Annotated in this window: 15 protein-coding genes; 13 read left to right on the top strand and 2 right to left on the bottom strand. The window is 32.0% G+C overall.

What is annotated here, in order from left to right; translation table 11 throughout:
* Window positions 1-8: 8 nt before the first annotated feature.
* The 9 genes from JFY71_RS01380 to JFY71_RS01340 all read left to right on the top strand — a co-directional run bounded on the left by JFY71_RS01380 (window position 9) and on the right by JFY71_RS01340 (window position 8,633).
* Window positions 9-227: a DUF2922 domain-containing protein gene (locus JFY71_RS01380; protein WP_243661264.1), complete on the top strand. Its 219-nt coding sequence runs from the start codon at window positions 9-11 to the stop codon at window positions 225-227.
* A 44-nt stretch (window positions 228-271) separates the two neighbouring features.
* Window positions 272-415: a YvrJ family protein gene (locus tag JFY71_RS01375; RefSeq protein ID WP_243661263.1), complete on the top strand. Its 144-nt coding sequence runs from the start codon at window positions 272-274 to the stop codon at window positions 413-415.
* Between the two features lie 103 nt (window positions 416-518).
* Window positions 519-1,484, top strand: coding sequence for a cell wall-binding repeat-containing protein (locus JFY71_RS01370; protein WP_243661262.1), 966 nt, complete (start codon window positions 519-521; stop codon window positions 1,482-1,484).
* 220 nt (window positions 1,485-1,704) lie between these two features.
* Window positions 1,705-2,832, top strand: a complete 1,128-nt coding sequence (locus JFY71_RS01365; protein ID WP_243661261.1) for a cell wall-binding repeat-containing protein — start codon at window positions 1,705-1,707, stop codon at window positions 2,830-2,832.
* 154 nt (window positions 2,833-2,986) lie between these two features.
* A complete protein-coding gene (locus tag JFY71_RS01360; RefSeq protein ID WP_243661260.1) occupies window positions 2,987-4,759 on the top strand; it encodes a cell wall-binding repeat-containing protein in 1,773 nt (590 codons plus the stop codon).
* Between the two features lie 541 nt (window positions 4,760-5,300).
* Window positions 5,301-5,840 carry a TetR/AcrR family transcriptional regulator gene (locus JFY71_RS01355; protein ID WP_243661259.1) on the top strand — a complete coding sequence of 180 codons (540 nt, stop codon included), beginning with the start codon at window positions 5,301-5,303 and terminating at the stop codon, window positions 5,838-5,840.
* Between the two features lie 130 nt (window positions 5,841-5,970).
* Window positions 5,971-6,417: a hypothetical protein gene (locus JFY71_RS01350; RefSeq protein ID WP_243661258.1), complete on the top strand. Its 447-nt coding sequence runs from the start codon at window positions 5,971-5,973 to the stop codon at window positions 6,415-6,417.
* Window position 6,418: 1 nt separating this feature from the next.
* A complete protein-coding gene (gene ftsH / locus JFY71_RS01345) occupies window positions 6,419-8,224 on the top strand; it encodes an ATP-dependent zinc metalloprotease FtsH (protein WP_243661257.1) in 1,806 nt (601 codons plus the stop codon).
* A gap of 166 nt (window positions 8,225-8,390) precedes the next feature.
* Window positions 8,391-8,633, top strand: coding sequence for a hypothetical protein (locus JFY71_RS01340; protein ID WP_243661256.1), 243 nt, complete (start codon window positions 8,391-8,393; stop codon window positions 8,631-8,633).
* 23 nt (window positions 8,634-8,656) lie between these two features.
* Here JFY71_RS01340 and JFY71_RS01335 read toward each other — a convergent pair whose 3' ends face one another.
* On the bottom strand, window positions 8,657-9,649 hold the full coding sequence (locus tag JFY71_RS01335; RefSeq protein WP_243661255.1) for a dipeptidase: 993 nt from the start codon (window positions 9,647-9,649) through the stop codon (window positions 8,657-8,659).
* A gap of 8 nt (window positions 9,650-9,657) precedes the next feature.
* Entirely contained in the window at window positions 9,658-10,986 is a 1,329-nt protein-coding gene (locus JFY71_RS01330) for a TRAP transporter large permease subunit (RefSeq protein ID WP_243661254.1), read from the bottom strand.
* A 154-nt stretch (window positions 10,987-11,140) separates the two neighbouring features.
* On the opposite strand from JFY71_RS01330, the gene JFY71_RS01325 reads away from it, so the two are divergent.
* From JFY71_RS01325 to JFY71_RS01310, 4 genes are all read left to right on the top strand, one after another.
* Window positions 11,141-11,599: a hypothetical protein gene (locus tag JFY71_RS01325; RefSeq protein WP_243661253.1), complete on the top strand. Its 459-nt coding sequence runs from the start codon at window positions 11,141-11,143 to the stop codon at window positions 11,597-11,599.
* Between the two features lie 186 nt (window positions 11,600-11,785).
* The gene (locus JFY71_RS01320; protein WP_243661252.1) at window positions 11,786-12,613 is read left to right on the top strand and encodes an Mrp/NBP35 family ATP-binding protein; all 828 of its coding nucleotides are present in this window, start codon (window positions 11,786-11,788) and stop codon (window positions 12,611-12,613) included.
* A 469-nt stretch (window positions 12,614-13,082) separates the two neighbouring features.
* Window positions 13,083-16,820 carry a cell wall-binding repeat-containing protein gene (locus JFY71_RS01315; protein WP_243661251.1) on the top strand — a complete coding sequence of 1,246 codons (3,738 nt, stop codon included), beginning with the start codon at window positions 13,083-13,085 and terminating at the stop codon, window positions 16,818-16,820.
* A 745-nt stretch (window positions 16,821-17,565) separates the two neighbouring features.
* Window positions 17,566-25,680, top strand: a complete 8,115-nt coding sequence (locus JFY71_RS01310; RefSeq protein ID WP_243661250.1) for a Cna B-type domain-containing protein — start codon at window positions 17,566-17,568, stop codon at window positions 25,678-25,680.
* The last annotated feature ends 20 nt before the right edge of the window (window positions 25,681-25,700 follow it).

The raw sequence follows: 25,700 nt of genomic DNA, 5'->3' as shown, positions 1-25,700 counted from the left end.
AGGTAAGTATGAATAGTTATTTAATGTTGAAATTTGCAAATGAATTAGATGAAACTTTGCAATTAAGAGTAGATAATATTAAAAATGGTTTAACAGACGAAGTTGTTAAGGCTGCTATAGTAAATATTGCTGAGTCAAATGCATTACAAGGGAAAAAAGGTACTATGACTAAGGCTGTTGAAGCTAAAGTAGTAGAAACAACTTACACTGAATTTAATATAGCTTAATTAAAGGGAGCCTTGCTCCTTTTAATTTTTAAAGGAGTGAAATTATGGAAGAGATTTTAGGATATATTGCTAATATTGGTTTTCCAATTGTAATAACAGTTTTCTTGTTAGCTAGAATTGAAAATAAATTAGAAAACCTATCTAATAGTATCCAAGAATTATCAACAGTAATTAAAAGTAAAAAATAAAAATACAGGTACTCTTATAAAATATAGGAGTACCTGTATTTTTTATTGAAGGTTGGTATTTAGTAACAATAGTATTGTATAATAATATTTGGGAGGGGATTAAATGAGAAAAAAATTTACAGGTTTACTTTTAGCCTTAACATTAATTATTAATATTTATCCTGTTGTTTCTAAGGCTGACAATAGCTTGAATATAAGAAGATTAAGCGGCAAGGACCGGTATGAAACAGCTATTAATATAAGCAGAGGTACTTTTAGTAATTCTAAATATATTATTATTGCCAGTGGTGAAGACTACCACGATGCTTTAGTAGGAGGAACCTTAGCTGCACAAATCAAAGCACCTATTTTACTAATAGGAAAGAATAATGTACCAATTGAGGTTTTAGACGAAATAAAAAGATTATCGATAGAGCAGATTTATTTACTTGGTGGAACAAATACTATTTCAGCTAAATCTGGAGATATTTTAAAAGAAACAGGTGCAAAAGTTGAAAGACTATATGGGGCAAATAGAGTAGAAACTGCAAAAAAAATTGAAGAAATACGATATAGTTTTGCTGAATACATAATCCCCGGAGATTATTACGCTGTTGTAGATGGACGAAACTTTGCCGATGCATTAGCTGCTGCTCCCTTTGTTGGTCAAATGGATCCTGTTACTTATTTATATCCATATATGGAAAATGTAAGTTCCGGAAAATCATATTATATGGTTTTTGGAGGAACATCCTCTGTACCAAAGGGATATAATGAAAGAATTCGATATGCCGGTAAAAACCGTTACGATACAGCAACAAAAGTAGCAGATGCCTATAAAAGTCAACTAAAAAGAGATATTGACACCATTGTCTTAGTAAATGGCGAAGATTACCCTGATGCTCTTGCTTCGGCTCCTGTAGCTAGTATTAACAATGGGGCAATTTTATTAACTGGAAGTAAAAAATTATCATCTGAGACAAGGGAATATATTTTAAACAATAGCAATATAGAAAATATTATTATTGTAGGTGGAGAAAATTCTGTTTCTTCAAATATTGAAAATGAATTAGAGGCTATAAATGGATAATAGCAATAAAAATGACCTTATACCTAAATAAAAATAGGTATAAGGTTTTTTTATTGTAAAAAATCTTATATTACAAATAGATAACAAAATCTTGTTTTTTGTTAGGATATTGTAAGGTAAAATTAACTAATTTGTAACCGAATAGTAACTGGTTTGTAATTTATTAGACAATATTGTTTGTTATAATACATTTGTAAGATAAATTAAGGGGGAAAAGAAAATGAAAAAAAGATTTAGAGTTGGAAGCTTGGCATTATCATTAGCTATTATTTGTGGTTCTTTTATTCCAACAATTGCTCAAGCAGACGACAAGGTAGAAACAACTAATATGAAGGTAACAAGAATTGACGGTGCAGACAGAATTGAAACAGCAGTTAAGGCTAGTCAAAAAACTTTCCAAAAAGGCTCAAGATATGTAGTTCTTGCAAGTGGAGAAAAGTTTGCAGATGCTTTAGTCGGTGGAACCTTAGCTACACAAATAAAAGCTCCTATTCTATTAACAGGAAAAGATAATTTACCTAAAGAAGTTGAAAAGGAAATTCTAAGATTAAATCCAGAGAAAATATTTTTACTTGGCGGAAGAAATACTATATCTGATGAAGTTGAAGGACAAATTATGTTGTTAAGAAAAAGAGTTGATAGACTTGCTGGTAAGGATAGATATGAAACAGCAGTAGCTATTTGGGGACAAAGGACAGATTTAGCTACAGAAAATATTTTTATCGATGATTATGCTGCCTTTAATGGCAATGATTTCGCAGATGCTCTAGCTGCAGCACCTTTTGTTGGACAAAATCAATGGTTGCCTTTAATTCCTTATGTTGAAGGCGGTAAACCAGCTGCAATAGTATTTGGTGGGTTAAATTCAGTACCAAAAACTCTAGATAGAGAAATTAGATATGCTGGCGCTGACAGAATTGGAACAGCAGTTGAGATTGCCAAAGCCTACAAAGGTGTTTTAAAGAAGGATATTGACACAGTAGTTCTTGTTGATGGTTACGATTTTCCGGACGCTTTAGCTTCTGCACCAGTAGCAAGTATGAACAATGGAGCAGTACTTTTAACTAATTCAAAAACACTTTCCAAAGGTACTAAGGAATATATTGTAGGAAATAAAAATATTAAAAAAATAATTATTGTTGGTGGAGAAAATTCAGTTTCTTCAGATATTGAGAAAGAATTAAAGGCTTTAAAGGTAGAAAAACCTGTTGACGAAAGTGAAGAAGAAAAACCAACAACACCAACAGAAGAGACTAAACCAACAACAAATATAAAAGAAAATATTTCAACTGATCCTACAAAAAATAATGATGTAAAAACTCCAGAAAAAGTAGAAGAAAATAAATAATTTTTAAGCTATATGATTTTTAGTCATATGGCTTTTTTGTTAGGATGTTGTAAGGCAATTTTAACTATTTTGTAATTATATAGTAACTATTATGTAAACTTTAGTATTAATATTTATTATATACTAAGTACAGTATGAAGGGAGCGAGTTTAATATGAAGAGGAAATTTGGAATACTGTCTTTTTTTATGGCAATCTTTATGATTATTGGCTATTTACCAAATAATTCTAAAGCAGATAATAAAATCGATTTCCAAATTAATCTACATGGACCAAGTAAAATAGTAGATAGATTTACACTAACTGTAGAGGGGAAAAATGTTAAAAATCAAAGACAGAAAGTTAGTAAAAATTCTAATATTAATATAAAAAATCCAACGGAATATTATATTGGAAGTTTTTATAATGATTATTTTCAATTTGGAAGTATGCATACCGATGATTATAAGGTAGGAAGTAAGGATGAAGTAAGAGATTATTATTTAACCGATTTGAATGTATATAATAAGATAGTTTTGGATACTCCGGTTGTAGGAAGTAAGGAAATAAAGGTCTATGGTGTTCCCGAAACTGAATTTACTTCCTATGTTCATAATTTAAAAACCTACGAAAATTCAGAATTAAAAACAGGTCTTATTAATGAAAATGGTATAGGAACAATTTCTTTTGATAACGCCCTTAAAAATAATGAAGAGGTAAGGGTCTATAACAGAGGAGATTTTGTTTATTATGACAGCATATCAACTAAAAAAACTATAAGGGATTTAAATTTAAAAGTAGATATTATTTCAGCAGGAGATACTGAAATAAAAGGAAGGGCAAAAGGAAATTTTGCTTTATATATTATTGATACTGTAGATGAAAAATCTTTTAGGTATTCTGTAAAATTAAATAATAATTTTACTATTCCAGTTAAAGAAATAAAGGAAACAGATATTATTTTAGCCAGAGCATATTCGGAGGATTTAGTTACTAATATTAATAAACTGGATATTCATAATGAAGAAAGTGAAAATATTACAAGACTAGCCGGTGCTGACAGATTTTTGACTTCTTTAGAAATAGCAAATAAGTTATATCCGACAACGGAAAACATTGTTATAGCAAATGGAGATATTTCAGCAGATGCTTTATCAGCAGGACCCTTAGCAAATGAATTAAATGCACCTATTTTACTTGTTAAGTCAAATAATATGAAAGAGGAAATACAGGATTATATTCAAAAATCAGGTGCAGAGAATATTTATATTATTGGTGGTAAATCCTCTGTTTCAGATTATATATATAATTTGTTAAATAAATTAGGAAAGAAAAATATTGAAAGAATTGCAGGTAAAGACCGTTATGAAACTTCTATTGAAATTCTTAAAAAATTAAAAAAAGATTTTTCTTATGGCAATTCTATTATTATAACAAATGGTTTAGAAGGTAAAGATGTTGATGCACTAGCAGCAGGACCTTATGCTAGGGAAAATAAACAAGGTATTGTTTTAACTGATGGAAAAAATTTAAGGACCTATGTTAGTAAGGAACTGAAGGATTTAAATATTAAGTCAGCTATAATAGTAGGTGGAAAAAACACTGTAGCCGATAATGTTTTAAGTAGTACCAATATAAATATAAGCAATAGAATAGCCGGAAGTAATAGACAGGAAACATCTTTAGAAATTGCTAAGAAACTAAATAGTCCAGATACACTAATAGTTGCAAATGGATATAAATCACCGGATGCATTGACAGCAATTTCATTATCTAAGGTTGAAAATGCGCCTATTATTTTAACTGATGGAAAGATTTTAACAAATTCTCAAGAAAAATATATTATGGATATAAAAAAGAAAGAGGAAATGGAAAAGATATTTATAGTTGGTGGAAAATCATCAGTAAGTTCTAATTTATATAATAAGTTAGATAGTATATTTAAATAAAATTCAATCTATCTGTTGGCAAGAATAGAGCTAGGTTTGAATTTGAATATTTTGTTAGGATATTGTTAGGTATAATTAATATTTTTGTAATAATAGAGGTATTAAAATATGATATTCTAATGTAGAAGTTATGAAAGGTGAAGGACTTATTTTCATACAATATATTTTAGACCCCAAATTAATGCACCCTTATCATTTATTGATAGGGTGTATTTTTTATGACCTAACCCAATTTACGAAGTAAATTGTAGGTAGGTCAAAGGCAACCTGTTATCCAAGGTTCGAAGAAGCTTGGCAAAAAACAGTCTGCGTTAAAATGAAAGGTATAAAAATACAATAAAAATAAATATTACTTATAATTAAAATAGCTAACCCAATTTGTTTTACAAATTGTAGGTAGGTCAAAGGCAACCTGTTGTCTAGTTTAAAAGAAGTTTAGTGAAACATCCTGCGTTAATATAAAGAAGAAAGTAAGTCATAAAAAACAAAAAAAGTCTTTTATGGTATAATAAATAAACATTTAGATTTAACGGAGATTATTATGGCAATAGATATGAAAGAAGTTCTAGCATCGGCTACTAGAGAGTTAATTGAAGAAAAGGGAATAGATAAGGTAACTATTAAGGACATTGTTGCAAAATGCAATATTACCAGACAAAGTTTTTATTATCATTTTGAAGATTTTGACGACCTATTTAGCTGGATTATTGAAAGAAATATTGAAGAAGTTTATAGAAATAGTCAACAAATAGACAATATGAAGGATTCTATTAAGCTCTTTATTAAATTTGTTATAGAATATAAGCCTTTGTTTTTTAATATTAAAAACTCTAAAAGACGAGAGGATTTTGAATTTATAATTTCTAAAATTACTAAAAAATATATTGGAAAAATGCTTTTAGAGAAAAGTCATAAGCTGAATTTATCTATTTCTGATTTTGAGGTTGCTTTAAAATTTTATTCCTTTGGAGTTTTAGGTTTGTTAATTAGCACCGATGTAGGAGACAATGAAGGGGAAATAGACGAATTAGCGGAGAAAATTTGTAATTTGCTAACAGGAAAGTTAATAATTTTTAAATAAATTTTTACAAAAAGACAAAAGTGTAAAGTTTCTTTACACTTTTGTCTTTTTGTATTTACAGTAAGTAAATATTGATAGTGGTTAACAACTTCTCTTCTTGATATTATTAATTTAGTGAAAGGAGTACTGTATGGTTAATGCTAGTAATGAAATTTTAACTGCTAAATTATTAGAAATAGATAAAAAATACACAAGATTAATAAGTAGAATATATGAAATACAGTTTTGTAATGAAGATACTATTTTGGAAGAATTAGATGAAATAAAAAAAATATACAATCAATTAAAGGAAGAACTAATTAATTCTTCAGAAAATAGTAAGTCGGAATATATAAGGGAGCTTGCAAAAGCACAGTTAGATTTTAATAAGAGAGTGGAAAAAATTCAAAAAAATATTGACGATATATATCTGGATAATAATGAGCAAATAGATGAAAGAATAGTTGAAAGCATTATTGTCTATGCAGAGTTTACTTTAGACATGGCCTTATATTCTATGGTAAATGTTTTGTATAACTCTCTAATAGCTTCAAATTGTCAGTTAAATTACAATAGAAAATCGGAAAAGGGGGAATAAAATGAAAGAAGTAAAATCACCTAAGAAGTCCTTGTTATTTTATTATATTATTGTCTTGGTGGTGGTCTTATTACTAAATATATTAATTAAGCCTTTAATAATGGAACAAAAGGTAAAGGAAGTAGACTATGGAACATTTATGAAAATGACTGAAGATAGAGATATTAAGGAAGTTGAGCTTTCATCAAATGAAATAGTCTTTTCAGATAAGGAAGGAAATTTCTATAAAACAGGAACAATAAATGATCTAACCTTAAATGATAGGCTTTATAAGGCAGGAGCTAAATATTCTGCTAAAATTGTAAAACCAACTTCTCCCATATTATCCTTTTTGCTTTCCTTTATAGTACCTTTAGCAATCTTTTATTTATTTGGTGCCTATATGGCTAAGAAAATAGCTTCTAAGGCCGGAGGAGGAAATGCTTTAACCTTTGGGAAAAGCAATGCAAAGGTATATGTTCCGTCAGAAGAGGGAATAAGTTTTAAAGATGTTGCCGGCCAAGACGAAGCAAAGGAAAACCTTGAAGAAATAGTGGACTATTTGCACAATCCAAAGAAATATTCTAAGGTAGGGGCAAATATGCCAAAGGGAGTTCTGTTAGTTGGTCCACCGGGAACCGGTAAAACCATGCTTGCAAAGGCTGTTGCCGGTGAATCCAAGGTTCCGTTTTTCTCTATGTCCGGTTCTGAATTTGTGGAAATGTTTGTAGGTATGGGAGCTTCTAAGGTAAGGGATTTATTTAAACAGGCTAAGGAAAAAGCTCCATGTATTGTCTTTATAGATGAAATAGATGCAATTGGGAAAAAACGTGATGGAAATATTGGTGGAAATGATGAAAGAGAACAGACTTTAAACCAGTTATTAGCTGAAATGGACGGCTTTGAAGAAAATACCGGAGTAATTTTATTAGCGGCTACAAATAGGCCGGAAGCATTAGACCCTGCTTTAACAAGACCGGGACGTTTTGACAGAACAGTACCTGTTGAGTTACCGGATTTAAAGGGTAGGGAAGAAATTTTAAAAGTCCATGCTAAGAAAATTAACGCAGAGCCTGGAATTGACTATGGTATTATAGCAAGAATGGCCTCTGGTGCATCTGGTGCAGAACTTGCCAATATGATAAATGAAGCGGCCTTAAGAGCTGTAAGAGATGGAAGGGATATTGTTAAACAAGAGGATATTGAGGAATCTGTAGAAGTTGTTATTGCAGGTTATCAAAAGAAAAATGCTATACTTTCAGACAAGGAAAAATTAATTGTATCCTACCATGAAGTTGGCCATGCCTTAGTAGCAGCCTTACAAACCCATTCGGCACCGGTTCAAAAAATTACTATTATACCAAGAACTTCAGGTGCTTTAGGCTATACGATGCAGGTTGAAGAAACTGATAAAAACCTACTTTCTAAAGAAGAATTGGAAAATAAAATTACAACCTTAGTTGGAGGTAGGGCAGCAGAGGAAATAGTATTTAATACTATTACTACAGGAGCTTCTAATGATATTGAGCAAGCGACTAAATTAGCTAGAGCAATGATTACAAGATTTGGTATGAGTGAAGAATTTGGAATGGTAGCTTTTGAAACGGTTACTAACCAATATTTAGGTGGAGATACGTCACTAGCATCTTCTCCGGAGACCCAAAAAGAAGTAGATAAAATGGTAGTAAGATTAATTAAAGAACAGTATGAAAAAGCAAAGGCTATTCTAATGGAAAATAGACAGAAGTTAGATGAGATTTCCAAACATCTTTATGAAAATGAAACTATATCCGGTGAAGAGTTTATGAAAATATTAACAGCTAAATAGGCATTTTAAATATCCTTAAAATAATAGATATATCTATTATTTTAAGGATATTATAGAATTTTCCGACCCCTTAAAGGCTGGTAAAATTTGGAAGGTATTTACAAGAAAAGATAATCTTCTAACAGTAAATGGTGAATATGTAGTTAATTATGAGTCAAAAGGAAAGGTGGAAATTGATGAAGTAAAGGTTGGAAGTAGTTTGATTTCAGGAACAGTTGATGGAAATATTAGAGCAATGGAAATTAGAATATATAATTATGTAACTGGTAATTTAAATAATGAATACATACAGGTGGAAAATGGGAAATTTAAGCTTGAAGTTGATGAAATAAAAGAAGAGGATATTATATTAATTACTGTAAATGATAATGGAATTTCAAAATTTATTGAAGTAAGGCCTAGTAAATAAAAAAGAGGGATTTTCCCTCTTTTTTAATTCGTATTAAAAATTCTTAAGGCGTTAATATAACCAAATTTTTCCATTTCCCTATATTTCCAACCGTCTTTTTCCAAGGCATTAAAGAGTAATTGCATATTTTCTGCTCTTTTAATGTCCATAATATCTGCCCAGGTTCCGTCAAAGTCCGTACCTATGGCAAGAATATCCAAGCCACCTATATTTTTCATATGATTAAGGTGTTTTACCATTAAGTCAATGGAAGAATGGTTGCCGTCTTTTTTCAAAAATCTTGGAGAGAAGTTTAATCCAACAACTCCGCCGGAATTTCCAATAGCCTTAATCATGTCATCTGTAAGATTTCTTGGATGCTCTGCTAAAGCTCGGCAATTTGAATGGGTTGCTATAAATGGTTTTTTAGAATATTTAGCAACATCCCAAAATCCACCATCGGATAAATGAGAAACATCTACTACTATTCCAAGTTCATTCATGTAGGATATTGCCTCTACACCAAAGTCCTTTAAACCCTTATTCATAATATTTTTATCAGTTGAGTTTGGAAATCCAAAACAATTTTCATAGTTCCATGTTAAGGCGATTATTTTAACTCCCAAGTCATGAAAATATTTCAAATTCTCCATTTTACCATCAACGGCTCTTCCGTCTTCAATAGTCAGTATTGCAGATATTAATCCATTATTATTATTCTTTTCAATTTCTTTTCCATTATTTGCCCATGCAACTAAGTCACTATTTTCCGAAACTTCTTTTCTTAGTCTTTTACTGGCAAGGTCAATATAAGCTATGTCGGAATTTCCGCCGGTAGGAACTAATTCTTCAGAAACTTCTATTCCGGCTAAATCACCTGCAACAGGCATCCAAATAGCAAAACATTGGGCCATTGCTTCTGCCTTTTTCAATCCAATTAAGTCCAAAGCAAGTTCTTTGTTTTCTCTTAAGGAACTATTTTCCCCTTGTTGTATAAGAGGAAGAATAGTATCACAATGTAAGTCTATATATTTCATATTTTCACCTATAATATTTTTACTCCTACAAAAGCCCAAACTATTATGAATATTACAACTGGAACTATACTAATCCAGTTACCTTGTAATACTTTTTTCATATTGCTGGAATGAGCAATTCCCATTTGTCCAACTAAATTTGAAGTTGGATAAATACTACCGGTAAGTCTTGTTGCAGCAAGTAATGAAATAGCGAACATCTCCATAGGTAACTTAGCATTTCTTGCCATTTCACCAAACATATCGGAAATAATTTGAATTTCTGAAACTGCCGCTGCCTCTATTCCTAAACCACCTGTTATGCTGGAAATTAACATTACAGATGTAGCGCCAATACCGTTGAAAGCATTTTCTATAAAGTTAGCTAAAGCTTCAAATCCACCTGCTACTGTAACAAGGTTTAGAAGAACATCTATTGTTACAAAAATTAAAAATAGTTCAGCCATACTTGCAACACCGGAAATAACCTCAGTTTCTGCTTCTTTTGGTTTAATTCCGCCAACTATGGAAACAACAACAATTAAAACAACCATTACTAAAATAGCGTAACTTGTTCCTTGTTCTGCCAATATTCCATAAACAACCAAGGCTATAAAAGTTAGAAGGAATATTATTGTAGCAATATTTTCCCTTTTAGTTGATTGATTATTTTCTACCTTCATATCTTCTGTAATTTCATAACTTTCAGTTCCAACAGTTTGTTTTTGCACTCTATTTGCTCCAATCCAAGTACCAATTAACCAAAGTACTCCAAAAGGAATTGCTGCAAATAACATAAATCTTCCATAGGAAAGACCGGTAACTTTTAAAGACATAAGTGTTACACCTGTTAATGGTCCCCAAATAAGCCCAACTTCACCGGCGTTTTTCAAGATTAAAGATGCAGCCGATGGAGTTATTCCAACAGTAGCAAGTATTGGAATAATAATTGGTGCAACAACAGCATTACCACCACCTAAGGTGCCTAGCAAACCACAAATTACAATAGAAACAATTATAATAACAAGTTTTGCCTTTGATTGAGTGTCAACACCAATTCTTTTAACTATCCAATAAACCAGAGTTTTTGTAATACCTGAGCGATTCATTAATTTTCCTAGTCCTGAACCTAACATAATGATGAAACCAATAATAGCAACAGATGAGCCAAGACTTGCTGCAAAATTATCGGCCATCATACCTAGGCTTTGTCCCGTTATAATAGCACCAACAAAAATACCTACTAGTGTAGCTACTAAATTTGATTGGTTCATAAAAATTAATACTATGTAAATTAATAACGGTATTAATCCCCATAATGATGGACTATTAATTAATGCATTTGTTCCAAGTTCCATAATTTTTTCCTCCTTTATATTTATATTATCACAATACTATATTAATGTAACTTAAAATAATAATTTAGGATATTTAGAACAATTAACATATAATAAATATTTAAAATTGACCCCGAACATATGTTCTGATATAATTTAACCACTGGAGGGATATATGTATTCTAAAGATGATATAGTTGCTCTCGAACCAAAATATGTTGAAGGAATTGGAAATATTACCTATGTATATTTACTAGACGGCTCCCTAGTAAGAGATAGTAGGAGAATATCTACAATTTTTAAACAGATGGCAAGGTTCGATTTACTCGATATGGAGCAAGTTAGGTTAATTATTAAAAAACATCTTTATATAAAGAAGAATATTCCTTACGTTTACAATAAGGAAAATATATTTGTACCAATAAAAACAAGAAAGCCAATTTGTAAAAATGACGGAGCTTCTACATATATAAAGATTTCAGCTATTAAAAATATTATTGGAAATAAAATTTATTTAGTAAATGGAATAATTTTTAAGTCCTTAGAAAGTAAAACCACTATTGAAAAGAAAATAAATAACGGAAGATTGTCAGCCTTAATAATAGAAGAAAAAAATTACCTTGTATACAAATAAGAGCAGAGATGCTCTTTTTTTATTTATTGTTTATAATATTAGAAATAATCATAAATTTTATTTTAAAGTTATTTTATAAAAACAATTGGGTATAAAATAATTTATGAAATTAAAAAATAATGATAAAAATCACATTATCTAAAAAATAATTGTGCTATAATTACAATTATATAAGGGGGAGTAATTTTGGCTGATTGTAATTCAAATTGCTCAGATTGTAGTCAAACATGTTCAGACAGAACTGCACCAAGCAGTTTTTTAATACAACCTGATGAAAGTACTAAAATAAAAAAAATAATAGGAATAGTAAGTGGTAAAGGTGGAGTTGGAAAGTCTTTAATTACCAGCTTGCTGGCTTCAGAAATGGCAAAAAAAGGTTATAAGGTCGGTATTTTAGATGCTGATATTACCGGTCCAAGTATTCCTAAATACTTTGGAATTCATGAAAAAGCCTATGCAAATAATGAAGGTAAAATAATTCCACAAGTTGCTGAAAATGGCGTAAAAATAATAAGTGTTAACTTAATATTGGAAAATGAAGAAGATCCTGTAATATGGAGAGGTCCAATTATAGCAGGAGTAGTAAAACAATTTTACCAAGATGTTATTTGGGATGAATTGGACTATTTATTTATAGATATGCCACCAGGAACTGGTGATGTACCATTAACAATTTTTCAATCATTACCAATAGATGGAATAGTTGTTGCAACAGCACCATCTGATTTAATTAGTATGATTGTAAAAAAAGCAGTAAAAATGGCTACTATGATGAATGTAGATGTTATAGGAGCTGTAGAAAATATGAGCTATTTAAAATGTCCTGACTGTGGAAAAGAAATTGCAGTCTTTGGAGAAAGTAAAATAGAAGAAATAGCAAAAAATGAAAAGATAGATACATTTAGTAGAATTCCAATTGATCCGGAAATTTCCAAGGCAACAGATGCCGGAAGAATTTTCGATATAAAAGAAGATTACTTATTTGATATAGTAGATAAATTGGAAATAATTTAATAGTTTTTAGTAGGAGAGGGGAAACCCTCTCCTTTGTTATGTGTAAATAAAATTTAATAATTTTGCATTTATAAATAATTTAGGAATTAATGGTGGTGTAATAGCAACAGAATATATTGATTTGTATAAAAATAAAAGTGATACTATTAACCATAAATGAATAACTTATGTTGGAATTGTTCATAGAGACAATTCTAATTTATTTATAGATATTAAATTAAGATTTGAAAATAATATAACTAAGGATATGTAGGAGTAATATTTTTTTGGATATAGTTGATGAAAATAAAGGCTTATTTGACTTAAGAGTAAATAATTCAGCATTAATGAAAATAGAGTGAAATACTAAGTTCTACTCTATTTGTATTTATTGAAAAATATATTTATAGATGATAACATTGATGTATGTGGATAGTATTAATATATGTAGATAATATTGTTAAGATGATTTTAAAGTGAGAGGTAAGAAATGAAAACGTTTAGTAGGAAAAAATATTTAAGTTTAATATTGGCAATAATAATTATATTTTCAAATACGATAACTTTAGCTTCAAATGAGGTTAAACAAGAAGTAAATGAAGAAATAATGGATACAATAGGAGAAGATGAAAAAACAGCTCCAACTGAGAAAAAACTTTCTAATGGAAATGAAGATGAATTAGAAAATTCTTTTAAAGAGCTTAAGGAAGAAGTTCAACCTTTAGCAAGTGAAACAATTCAGTATAACTCTTGGGAAGAAGTACCTGAAACTTTAGCTGTAGGAACATATGATTTTTCAAATCTTCCGGAAGAGGCAGGAATAGTCGATAACTACTTAGTAAAACCTAAAGAGATAACTATTGATGATGCTGAAGTCACTATAATTGCTAGTAGCGAAATAACTTTTAAATATCTTCAAATCAATCTCAAAAATGGAGCTAAACTGACTATAAAAGATTTAAAAATCGATAATTATCGAGGTTCAGCTCAAAGATATAATTCCAGTAATCGTGTTTCAGCTATTAAGGTATTAGATAATACGGATAATAAATTAATTGTTAAAGGAGAGAACAATTATCTAACAGGTAATGAACATGGTGCAGCAATTGGAGTCAATGCTGGGACATCTTTAACAATAACAGGCGGTGAAAACTCTAAACTGGAAGTGGTTGCTGGATATATTACTAACACTAATAACTCGGATTCAGGTGCTGGAATTGGTGGAGATTATCAAAACTGTTGTGGAGATATAAATTTCACCGGTAAAATAAAGATGGATGCGAAAACTTTAGGTAATGGTGCAGCTATTGGATCAGGCTATTTAAATTTCGGTTTGCCAGGTAGTAAACCTAAAGGACCAAATGGTGCTATTACAATTAAAGATGATGTAATAATAGACGCACACTCTATAAAAAATGTAAGCTTTATTAACGGTGCAGGGATAGGTTCTGGTCAAAGTTATGGTCATTACGATAAGGGTGAAGAAATTTATTCTCCTATAATAAATATTGAGGGGAATGCTACGGTGAATGCTTCTACAAGAGGGAGTAATGTAGCAGCAATTGGAAATGCATATGGTACTAATTTGGGTCAAATAAATATTAAAGATAATGCTACTGTAATAGCAGTTAATAATGCTGTTTATAATCCTGAAAAATATAAGGAAAACTTTGGTTTTGGAGATATTACAGGTGGTAGTAGTGGTCCTGGAATAGGATTTCAGCTGCAAAATACAATTCAACATGACAATAAGTTTAGCTATATAAATATCTCAGAAAATCCCACAATTATAACAGGTGGAAATGAAGGTGGAATAATATCACCAAATGGGAAAATAAATATTTCAGGTGGTACCATAAAGATATTTACAAGAAATGGTGGAGGAATTGGAATAGATATTCCGCCTAAATTCGGAAACGACTTATCAGGGAAAATAAATATTAGTGGAAAAAGAACTAGCATTGATATATTAGGACGTGAAACCGTTACTCAAGAGAGAAAAGACAATGATATATTTAATTATTTAGATGATTATGAAGTTGGTGATTTTATTGATAATTTTCATCCTGGAATTGGCCTTGAAGTTGCTAACGAAATTGATGGTGTGAGGATGAATATTACTATTAAAGATGCAAGTGTTAATGTTTTAGTAGGTGATGGAGCTGCTATAGGAGGTGCGGGAACCAATAAACGTAAAATAGAACCAAACCAAAGCTATTCAAATATATTAATAGATGGAGCAACAATAAATGCTGAATCTATTCGTGGAACAGGTATTGGTAGTGGTATAATTTCGAATGATAAGTGGGATGTTGACATTAAAAATAATTCGCAAGTTATAGCTAAATCTACAGACGGCGCTGGAATAGGTGCCGGTGTTTCACAATTTTACAAATCAGACTCTCCTAGCTATGCTGGAAATATTGAGATTGATAATAGTACTGTGACTGCTTCCAGTAATTATGGTGCTGGAATAGGTGGGGGAAGAAGAAAACACTACGATGACAGTGGAAAAGATACAGGTATGCAGACACCTAGGAATATAGATACAGAAGGAACTTTGAAAATTTTAAACAATGCTATTGTTAAAGCCTATTCAGGTGCATATTTTGCCGGTAGCTCAAAATTCTTCTACAGAGATGCCATTACTGCAAAATTATTATCAGGCTCAATGCAAACTATGGCAAGCCATACTTTTAATCCACTATTAGAAATAAAAGAAGACTTGACAATAAAAACATATGATGAATTCGGTAAAAAAGTGACTGAAATGACTTTACCAAAAGGGGCAAAAAGTTATGCTTATTCTATTCCAAACAGTAGTGGAGTTACCTATAGTGAAAAGGCAGTAGATAGTAGTGGGAATATTTGCCGTATAGGACAATATGAGAATACAGATTTAAATATTAACTACAGAGAAAAAGGACGTCACCCTGAAGATAAAAGCTTATTTACTGCTGTAACAGAGTATAAAGGAGTGGCTGATGACCATCTTGATGATAATACTGTTGTAGATTTAATTCCTATAGAAACATATATAGTAAAATATAATTCCAATGGAGCTGATAGTGGAACTGCACCTATAGATGAAAATTCACCATATGGAAAAGATGAAGAAGTAACTGTATTGGATAAAGGAAATTTGGCAAAAGAAGACTATACTTTTGATGGATGGAACACTAAGGCAGATGGAAGTGGAATAGGCTATAATCCAGAAGATAAGTTTAATATTACAGAAAATACTGTATTATATGCCCAGTGGGTACTGGATACATCTGTTATAGATCCAGAGGAACCAACAAATCCAACAGAGCCAAGTAAGCCAGAAAGACCAACAGGTACTATAAAAGAAATAACCCTAATAGGTGGAAGGTCTACCTTAACTGAAAATATTGAAAATCAATTAATGGATTTTGTACAATATAGACTAGCTGGTAAAGATCGTTATGGTACATCAGCAGCTGTAGCAAAGGAATATAACAAATCCAATATAGTATTACTGGCAAGTGGAGAAAAATATACAGATGAATTAACAGCAACCGTACTTGCAAATAAATTAGATGCACCAATAATGTTAACAAGAAAAAATGCTATTCCAGCAGAAGTAAAAGCTGAAATAAACAGACTTGGAGCGACTAAAGTAATATTAGTAGGCGGAAATAATTCAATATCTGAAAAAGTAGAAAAAGAACTATCTGCTTATACAGTTGAAAGAATTGGTGGACCAGACAGATATGATACAGCAATACTTGTAGGAAACCAAGTAAGAAGTTTAACAGGAAGTAAAACAGATGGGGTATTAGTCGATGGAACAAACTTCCCAGATGCCATAGCTATGACATCCATGGCTGTAGAACAAAATATGCCAATACTATTAACAAAACCAAGGGAGTTACCGGCAAGTACAGCAAAAACAATAAAAGACTGGAGCTTATCTAAGGTTACTATTGGTGGTGGAGTTAATTCAGTATCAGGAGCAGTAGCAAATGAAGTTAAGAAATTTGCAACAGTAGATAGAATAGCTGGTGCTGATAGATACGAAACATCAGTATTAGTGGCAGAACAAGTATATGTAAAACCAAAACATGCAGTAATAGCAAGTGGAGAAGTATTCCCAGATGCAATAGTTGGAGCACCATATGCAGCAAAGAATAGTTATCCAATAGTATTGTCTAGAGGAAATTACGTTCCAGAAGTAGTTATGGATTATATACTTGGTAGTAGATAAATAAATGCAATATTAAAAACAGCAGTAACTCTGACATACTAGAACCCCTAAATTCCAACAAGGATTTGGGGGTTTTAGTTTGTAAAAACATATACTTTAGATAGCAATTAAAAACAATAATTTGAAAAGTTTTATATTTTATTTTTTGATAAAAATATGTTTGAATTTTAATTCATTAATAGGAAAATATTTCCTAATTAATGAATTTTTTTATTTTATCTTATTTTAAGTATAAAAAATAATTATTTTAATTATAAATTTAATATTAATTAATATATATAATAAAAAATCTTAACAAATAAAATATAGTTATAATATAGAAACTATAAATATAAACATTGGAATTCCAATGTTTATATTTATAACTATTATGCCAGGCATAAGTACCATGAAATTGACAATAGTACTTTGAGATAATAATATGAAATTAATAGATAAACGCTAAATTTGAACGTTTATTAGTGTATATTTTTTGAAAAAAGGGAGTGTTCATAAGTTTAAAAAAGAAAAATTACTGATGTAGACAATGGGAAAACGATAACAGAAAATTAAAGAAAAAAATTAACAAACTAATCTATGTGTAAGATACATAACAAAAATGAAGAATAGACTATATTTCAAAGAAGGAAAAGGGGCTGGGATTAAAAAATATAATTTTATTTTCAGTACTATTAATTTAGAACATATTAAAATATCTAAATAAAGATTAATTTAGATATAGCGAACATGGTAAGGAGGTTATATAATGAGAAATTTAAAACGTAAACGCTTTATATCTTTTCTGTTATCAATACTAATGATTTTAGCTAGTTTTAATGGAGTATTTGTTAATTTAGCAAAGGCTGATGATAATCCACCATTAGAGGAAATAGTTGAAAATCACGAAGATGGTACGGAAAATGAGATTAATAAGGCTAATGATGAGATTAATGTAGATGTTGAAGAAACTGATAAGGAAGAAATCAAAGATAGTTTTGAAGAAATTAAATTAGTTGAAGAAGAAATAGCGCTAGATGAAGAAATGGAGACCTTTTATAATTTAGATAACTTACCTGGACCAATGGAAATTGAGGCTCCTGAAATAAGGTACGATATTTTTCCTGAAACTGCTTATAGGACTAAACGTTCTCTTGACAGTGATTTAGAACTTGGTCAGGTAAGAATGACAAAAGATGCCAAACCTGTAGAAGGCAAAGTAAATATGTGGGACATTACACTGAGAATAGAAGGCAGAGACGATGAAACCAGTTCAGATATTGTATTGGTAATTGACCGTTCAGGAAGTATGGGCTATGAAGCAAGTGGTGGCGGTACGAGAATGGATGCTGCAAAAACGGCAGCTATTGCCTTTGCAGATACCCTCCTATCTGACGAAAATGTTAAGACCAGAATTGCAATTGTATCATTCTCTTCAAGTGTAACAGTTGATCAGGCATTAACTGATGACAGGGAGGCAATTGTAAATGCCATAAAAGGCTTAGAGGCACAGGGAGGAACTCTCACCCAAGCAGGTATTAGACAAGCCAGTGTCTTACTTGAAAATTCTGATGCAGATATGCAAAATATGGTTCTACTATCCGATGGAGAACCAACTTATAGCTACAATTTCAAACATAAAAATAAATATTGGATACCTTATGGTGAACATTTTGAATCTTCAACAGAAATCCCTGAAAGCGAATTTGTCTATAATGAATCAAGGGGAAATGGAGATGATATAAGGTTTTTATTTGATACTACAGATGATGGTACTAAATATTATATTAATAACGGAAATTCTACTATTGCAGAAGCAGGATTTGCAAAAAATAAAAGCAATATGATCTACACCATTGCTCTAAGTATGAGTGCTGAAGGTACTGAAGTATTAAAGGGTGTGGCAAATTCTGGAAAAGATTATACTGCAGAGCCTGAAGACTTAGAAGAAATATTTCAGGTAATCGGTGGAGATATACTCTCTGCAGCAAAGAGTTGTCAGGTAACAGACCCAATGGGAACCGGATTTGTAGTATACGGTGATGTCAGCTCAATAATTGCAAGTGATGGTACTGTGGACTATAAGGCAGAAACTAAGACTATAAAATGGGACATAGGAACACTAAAGAAACCTATTAAGGAAGGTTCTGACATTAAGTATGCTGAACTGAAATATACAATTGAAATAGATGACGATATTTTAAATGCAACTTCAGAGGACGGTACAAATTATGCCACCAATGGAGAAACTGTGCTGGACTATGTAGACAATAAAGGACAGCAACAGAAAATCGTAGTAGAAGTTCCAAAAGTGGATCCGATTCTCTTGGTAATTGAGAAGAAACTCATCAATAGTTTAGGCTTTGAAGTTCCTTCTGAAGGATTTGAAGTAGATGGCAGAGAATTTACAATGCCCGTGGACAATGACAAGGGGGATTATAAACAGGAATACACCGTGAAAGCTGGTGGAAAGAAGGTTATGACCAACCTACGTATAGAGGATACCTATACAGTAGCTGCTGAAAAATTTTCAGGTCCAATTGCCCATGAGGCAACTGACTATGGAACAAGTTATAATATTTATGGCGAAGATACGAACACCTTTAAAATTAAACAAGGGGATGAAGATACTCCTATTATCGTAACAAATAAAGAGAAACCTCTTGGTGAATTGACCATAACGAAAAAATTCAACCCTGTAGCAAGTACAAAATCTGCTAAATCTGGTAAATTTGAATTTGAAATTACCGGACCGACCAAGGCAGACGGTAGTAATGCACTTGAAGGGATTAAAGAATTAACTCCAACCTTAGAAAAGGATAAATTTACCTTCAAACTGGGAGTAAATGAATCGCTGATATTAAGTAATTTACCTTATGGAGAATATCAAGTAACTGAAACGGACTCTAAAGGATTTATTCCTAGTTACAGTATTGCCGATGGAAAAGTTGATTTGGCTATTAACAATAAAAAACAAGAATTAGTTGTTACAAATACACCAAAAGCCGGAGACGATAAAGTAGACATAAGAGCTAAAAAAGTATGGGTTGGTGGCCTGTTAGACGAACATAAAAAAGTGGATTTGGTTCTCTATAGAAATGACAAGGCGACAGATATTAATCCAACCAGCATAACACCACAAGAGGACGGACAAAGTGAATATATCTATATTTGGAAAGATCTTCAAAAATTTGATGAAAATGGATTAGAGTATCAATATAGTGTAAGGGAAAAATCAACACCTAAATATTATAAATCCACAGTAACAGGAGATATGGATAAAGGTTTTACAGTAACCAATGAATATACAGCAGAAGCTGATGGAAAATTAAAGGTTAGAAAAATAATTGATATAGGTGGTGAAGATACAAGGTCAGGGAAAAATCCTGAATTTAAATTTGAGGTAATTGGACCGACTAAGACTGACGGAACAAGTGCTTTAGTAGGAGTAAAAGGGTTAACAGAAGAAAACGGAAGATACTTCTTTACTATAAAGGGACCAGAATGTACAGTACTTCAAGATTTAATGTATGGCACCTATGAAGTTATTGAAGTGGAGCATGAAGGTTTTGAACCAAGTTATAATCCTGAAAATAGAAAAGTGGAAGTTGTAAATGATGAGGAACCGGTAGAAATAGTAGTTACTAATAAACTTATTGGAGATAATAAGATAGACTTTGTAGCTAAGAAAATTTGGACTGACGGTTTATTGAAAGATTATAAACCTATAAACTTAGTTCTCCTTCGAGACGGAGAAGAATTAAAAGATGTTAAATATGATGTCATTCCAAAAGAAGACGGTAAAAAAGAATACACTTATACCTGGAAAGATTTACCGGAACGTGCTGAAGATGGACATTTATATGAGTATAAGGTAAAAGAAGTAGAAGTTCCTAAATACTACACTTCAAGTATAGATGAAACAGGTAAAATTATAACAAATAAATATACGGCAAAACAAGATGGACAGCTTACCATAAAGAAAGAATTTGACAATGGTATTAAACTAAAAAGTGAAATAAAACCAGCTCCAACTTTTGAATTTGAAATTACCGGACCTATTAAGGAAAATGGTGAAAGTGCATTAGCAAATATTGAAGGACTGACAGAAGTTCCACAAGTTAATGATGTATCCAGATTTTTCTTTAAATTAAAAGCAGGAGAGAGTAAGACACTGGAAGGACTATACTATGGTGACTACAAGGTAGAAGAAATTGACACTCAAGGATTTGTAGCAAGCTATAATCCTGGACAAGAAGTAACTTTATCCGATGAAGTAAAAGCTGCCATTGTAACTGTTACCAACAGTCCAAAAACCGGAGATGAAACTGTAGACATAACAGCTAAGAAGATCTGGAGAGACGGTTTAATCGAGGACTACAAAGCAGTAGATTTAGTTCTCCTAAGAGATGGTAAAGAAACAGATATTAAACCAACTTCAATTACACCTGATAAACCGGGACAAAAGGAATACACCTACACTTGGGGAAAACTGACTAAGTATGGCAAAGATGGACACGAATACACCTATGAAGTAAAGGAAGCAACAGTTCCTAAGTACTATGAATCCAATGTAGATGGCCTAGAAGTCTACAATGATTATGTGGCAGAAAAAGATGGAAAGCTTACAATCAAAAAAGCATTTGACGATGGCATTAAAACAAGAAGTGCAATAAAACCATCACCGACCTTTAAATTCAAGGTAACAGGACCGGAAAGTGAAGCAGGAAAATTTGAAGAAATCTTTGAACTAAAAGCAGGAGAGAGTAAGACACTGGAAGGACTATACTATGGTGACTACAAGGTAGAAGAAATTGACACTCAAGGATTTATAGCAAGCTATAATCCTGGACAAGAAGTAACCTTATCCGATGAAGCAAAAGCTGCCATTGTAACTGTAACCAACAGTCCAAAAACCGGAGATGAAACTGTAGACATAACAGCTAAGAAAATCTGGAGAGACGGTTTAATTAAGGACTACAAAGCAGTAGATTTAGTTCTTCTAAGAGATGGTAAAGAAACAGATATTAAACCAACTTCAATTACACCTGATAAACCGGGACAAAAGGAATACACCTACACTTGGAAGAACTTAACCAAGTATGGCAAAGATGGACACGAATACACCTATGAAGTAAAGGAAGCAACAGTTCCTAAGTACTATGAATCCAATGTAGATGGCCTAGAAGTCTACAATGATTATGTGGCAGAAAAAGATGGAAAGCTTACAATCAAAAAAGCATTTGACGATGGCATTAAAACAAGAAGTGCAATAAAACCATCACCGACCTTTAAATTCAAGGTAACAGGACCGGAAAGTGAAGCAGGAAAATTTGAAGAAATCTTTGAACTAAAAGCAGGAGAGAGTAAGACACTGGAAGGACTATACTATGGTGACTACAAGGTAGAAGAAATTGACACTCAAGGATTTATAGCAAGCTATAATCCTGGACAAGAAGTAACCTTATCCGATGAAGCAAAAGCTGCCATTGTAACTGTAACCAACAGTCCAAAAACCGGAGATGAAACTGTAGACATAACAGCTAAGAAAATCTGGAGAGACGGTTTAATTAAGGACTACAAAGCAGTAGATTTAGTTCTTCTAAGAGATGGTAAAGAAACAGATATTAAACCAACTTCAATTACACCTGATAAACCGGGACAAAAGGAATACACCTACACTTGGAAGAACTTAACCAAGTATGGCAAAGATGGACACGAATACACCTATGAAGTAAAGGAAGCAACAGTTCCTAAGTACTATGAATCCAATGTAGATGGCCTAGAAGTCTACAATGATTATGTGGCAGAAAAAGATGGAAAGCTTACAATCAAAAAAGCATTTGACGATGGCATTAAAACAAGAAGTGCAATAAAACCATCACCGACCTTTAAATTCAAGGTAACAGGACCGGAAAGTGAAGCAGGAAAATTTGAAGAAATCTTTGAACTAAAAGCAGGAGAGAGTAAGACACTGGAAGGACTATACTATGGTGACTACAAGGTAGAAGAAATTGACACTCAAGGATTTATAGCAAGCTATAATCCTGGACAAGAAGTAACCTTATCCGATGAAGCAAAAGCTGCCATTGTAACTGTAACCAACAGTCCAAAAACCGGAGATGAAACTGTAGACATAACAGCTAAGAAAATCTGGAGAGACGGTTTAATTAAGGACTACAAAGCAGTAGATTTAGTTCTTCTAAGAGATGGTAAAGAAACAGATATTAAACCAACTTCAATTACACCTGATAAACCGGGACAAAAGGAATACACCTACACTTGGAAGAACTTAACCAAGTATGGCAAAGATGGACACGAATACACCTATGAAGTAAAGGAAGCAACAGTTCCTAAGTACTATGAATCCAATGTAGATGGCCTAGAAGTCTACAATGATTATGTGGCAGAAAAAGATGGAAAGCTTACAATAAAGAAAGAATTTGACGATGGTATTAAAACAAGAAGTGCAATAAAACCATCACCGACCTTTAAATTCAAGGTAACAGGACCGGAAAGTGAAGCAGGAAAATTTGAAGAAATCTTTGAACTAAAAGCAGGAGAGAGTAAGACACTGGAAGGACTATACTATGGTGACTACAAGGTAGAAGAAATTGACACTCAAGGATTTGTAGCAAGCTATAATCCTGGACAAGAAGTAACCTTATCCGATGAAGCAAAAGCTGCCATTGTAACTGTAACCAACAGTCCAAAAACCGGAGATGAAACTGTAGACATAACAGCTAAGAAAATCTGGAGAGACGGTTTAATTAAGGACTACAAAGCAGTAGATTTAGTTCTTCTAAGAGATGGTAAAGAAACAGATATTAAACCAACTTCAATTACACCTGATAAACCGGGACAAAAGGAATACACCTACACTTGGAAGAACTTAACCAAGTATGGCAAAGATGGACACGAATACACCTATGAAGTAAAGGAAGCAACAGTTCCTAAGTACTATGAATCCAATGTAGATGGCCTAGAAGTCTACAATGACTATGTGGCAGAAAAAGATGGAAAGCTCACAATCAAAAAAGCATTTGACGATGGCATTAAAACAAGAAGTGCAATAAAACCATCACCAACCTTTAAATTTAAGGTAACAGGACCGGAAAGTGAAGCAGGAAAATTTGAAGAAATCTTTGAACTAAAAGCAGGAGAGAGTAAGACACTGGAAGGACTATACTATGGTGACTACAAGGTAGAAGAAATTGACACTCAAGGATTTGTAGCAAGCTATAATCCTGGACAAGAAGTAACCTTATCCGATGAAGCAAAAGCTGCCATTGTAACTGTTACCAACAGTCCAAAAACCGGAGATGAAACTGTAGACATAACAGCTAAGAAAATCTGGGATGGTGGACTATTAAAAGAGCATGTAAAAGTGGATTTAATCTTACTAAGAGATGGTAAAGAAACAGATATTAAACCAACTAAAGTAACACCGGAAGATGGAAATCACAATGAGTTCATATACACATGGGAAAATTTACAAAAATATGATTCAGAAGATGCTCACCAATACAAATATACTGTAAAAGAAAAAGAGAAAATAGAAGATTATAAAACAATATATAGCGAAGATGGTTTAATAGTAACTAACAAGTATGATGCTAAGATTAATGGAAAACTTACTATAAAGAAAGAATTTGACAAGAAAACACCAAATACGAATAAAAATAAAAACTTAGAATTTAAGTTTACAATTAAAGGACCTCTTAAAGGTAATGGAGAAAGTGTATTAGAAGGAATTGAAGGACTAACAAAGGAAGGTAATACTTATACCTTTAAACTTAAGGCTGGACAATCCTTAACTCTTAAAAACTTATATTATGCAGATTATATAGTAGAAGAAATTGAAACTCATGGATTTAAGCCGACATATTCCCCTAAGGATGGAAAAGTAAATATTTCTGGTGAGAATATAGAAGGTAAGATTACTGTTATTAATAATTATAAAAAACCAATTGATCCTACACCTCCTATAAAACCAACAATAAAAGAAATAACACTAGTTGGAGGACCTAAGACCTTAACTAAGAACGTGGAAAATCAGTTAATGGACTTTGTACAATATAGGTTATGGGGTAAGGATAGGTATGGTACATCAGCAGATGTAGCAAAAGAATATAACAAATCCAATATAGTATTACTAGCAAGTGGAGAAAAATATACAGATGAATTAACAGCAACAGTACTTGCAAATAAATTAGATGCACCAATAATGTTAACAAGAAAAAATGCTATTCCAGCAGAAGTAAAGGCTGAAATAAATAGACTTGGAGCGACTAAAGTAATATTAATAGGTGGAAGAGATTCAATATCTGAAAAAGTAGAAAAAGCATTATCCGGCTACACCATAGAAAGAATAGGTGGACCAGATAGATATGATACAGCAATACTTGTAGGAAATAGAGTAAGAGGATTAACAGGAAGTAAAACAGAGGCAATATTAGTTGACGGAACAAACTTCCCAGATGCCATAGCAATGACATCTATGGGAGTAGAAGGAAATATGCCAATACTATTAACAAAACCAAGGGAGTTACCTGCAAGTACAGTAAAAACAATAAAAGACTGGAACTTATCTAAGGTTACTATTGGTGGTGGAGTTAATTCAGTATCAGGAGCAGTAGCAAATGAAGTTAAGAAATTTGCAACAGTAGATAGAATAGCTGGTGCTGACAGATATGAAACATCAGTATTGGTGGCAGAACAGGTATATGTAAAACCAAAACATGTAGTAATAGCAAGTGGAGAAGTATTCCCAGATGCTATAGTTGGTGCACCATATGCAACAAAGAACGGTTATCCAATAGTACTATCTAGAGGAAATTATGTTCCGGAAGTTGTTATGGACTATATACTTAGTAATAGATAATATACAATAAAAAAATAGCA

This window comes from Miniphocaeibacter halophilus (assembly GCF_016458825.1).
Taxonomy (GTDB): Bacteria; Bacillota; Clostridia; order Tissierellales; family Peptoniphilaceae; genus Miniphocaeibacter; species Miniphocaeibacter halophilus.
The sequence above is the reverse complement of the archived record's forward strand: the minus strand, read 5'-3'. Positions and strand labels throughout refer to the sequence as shown.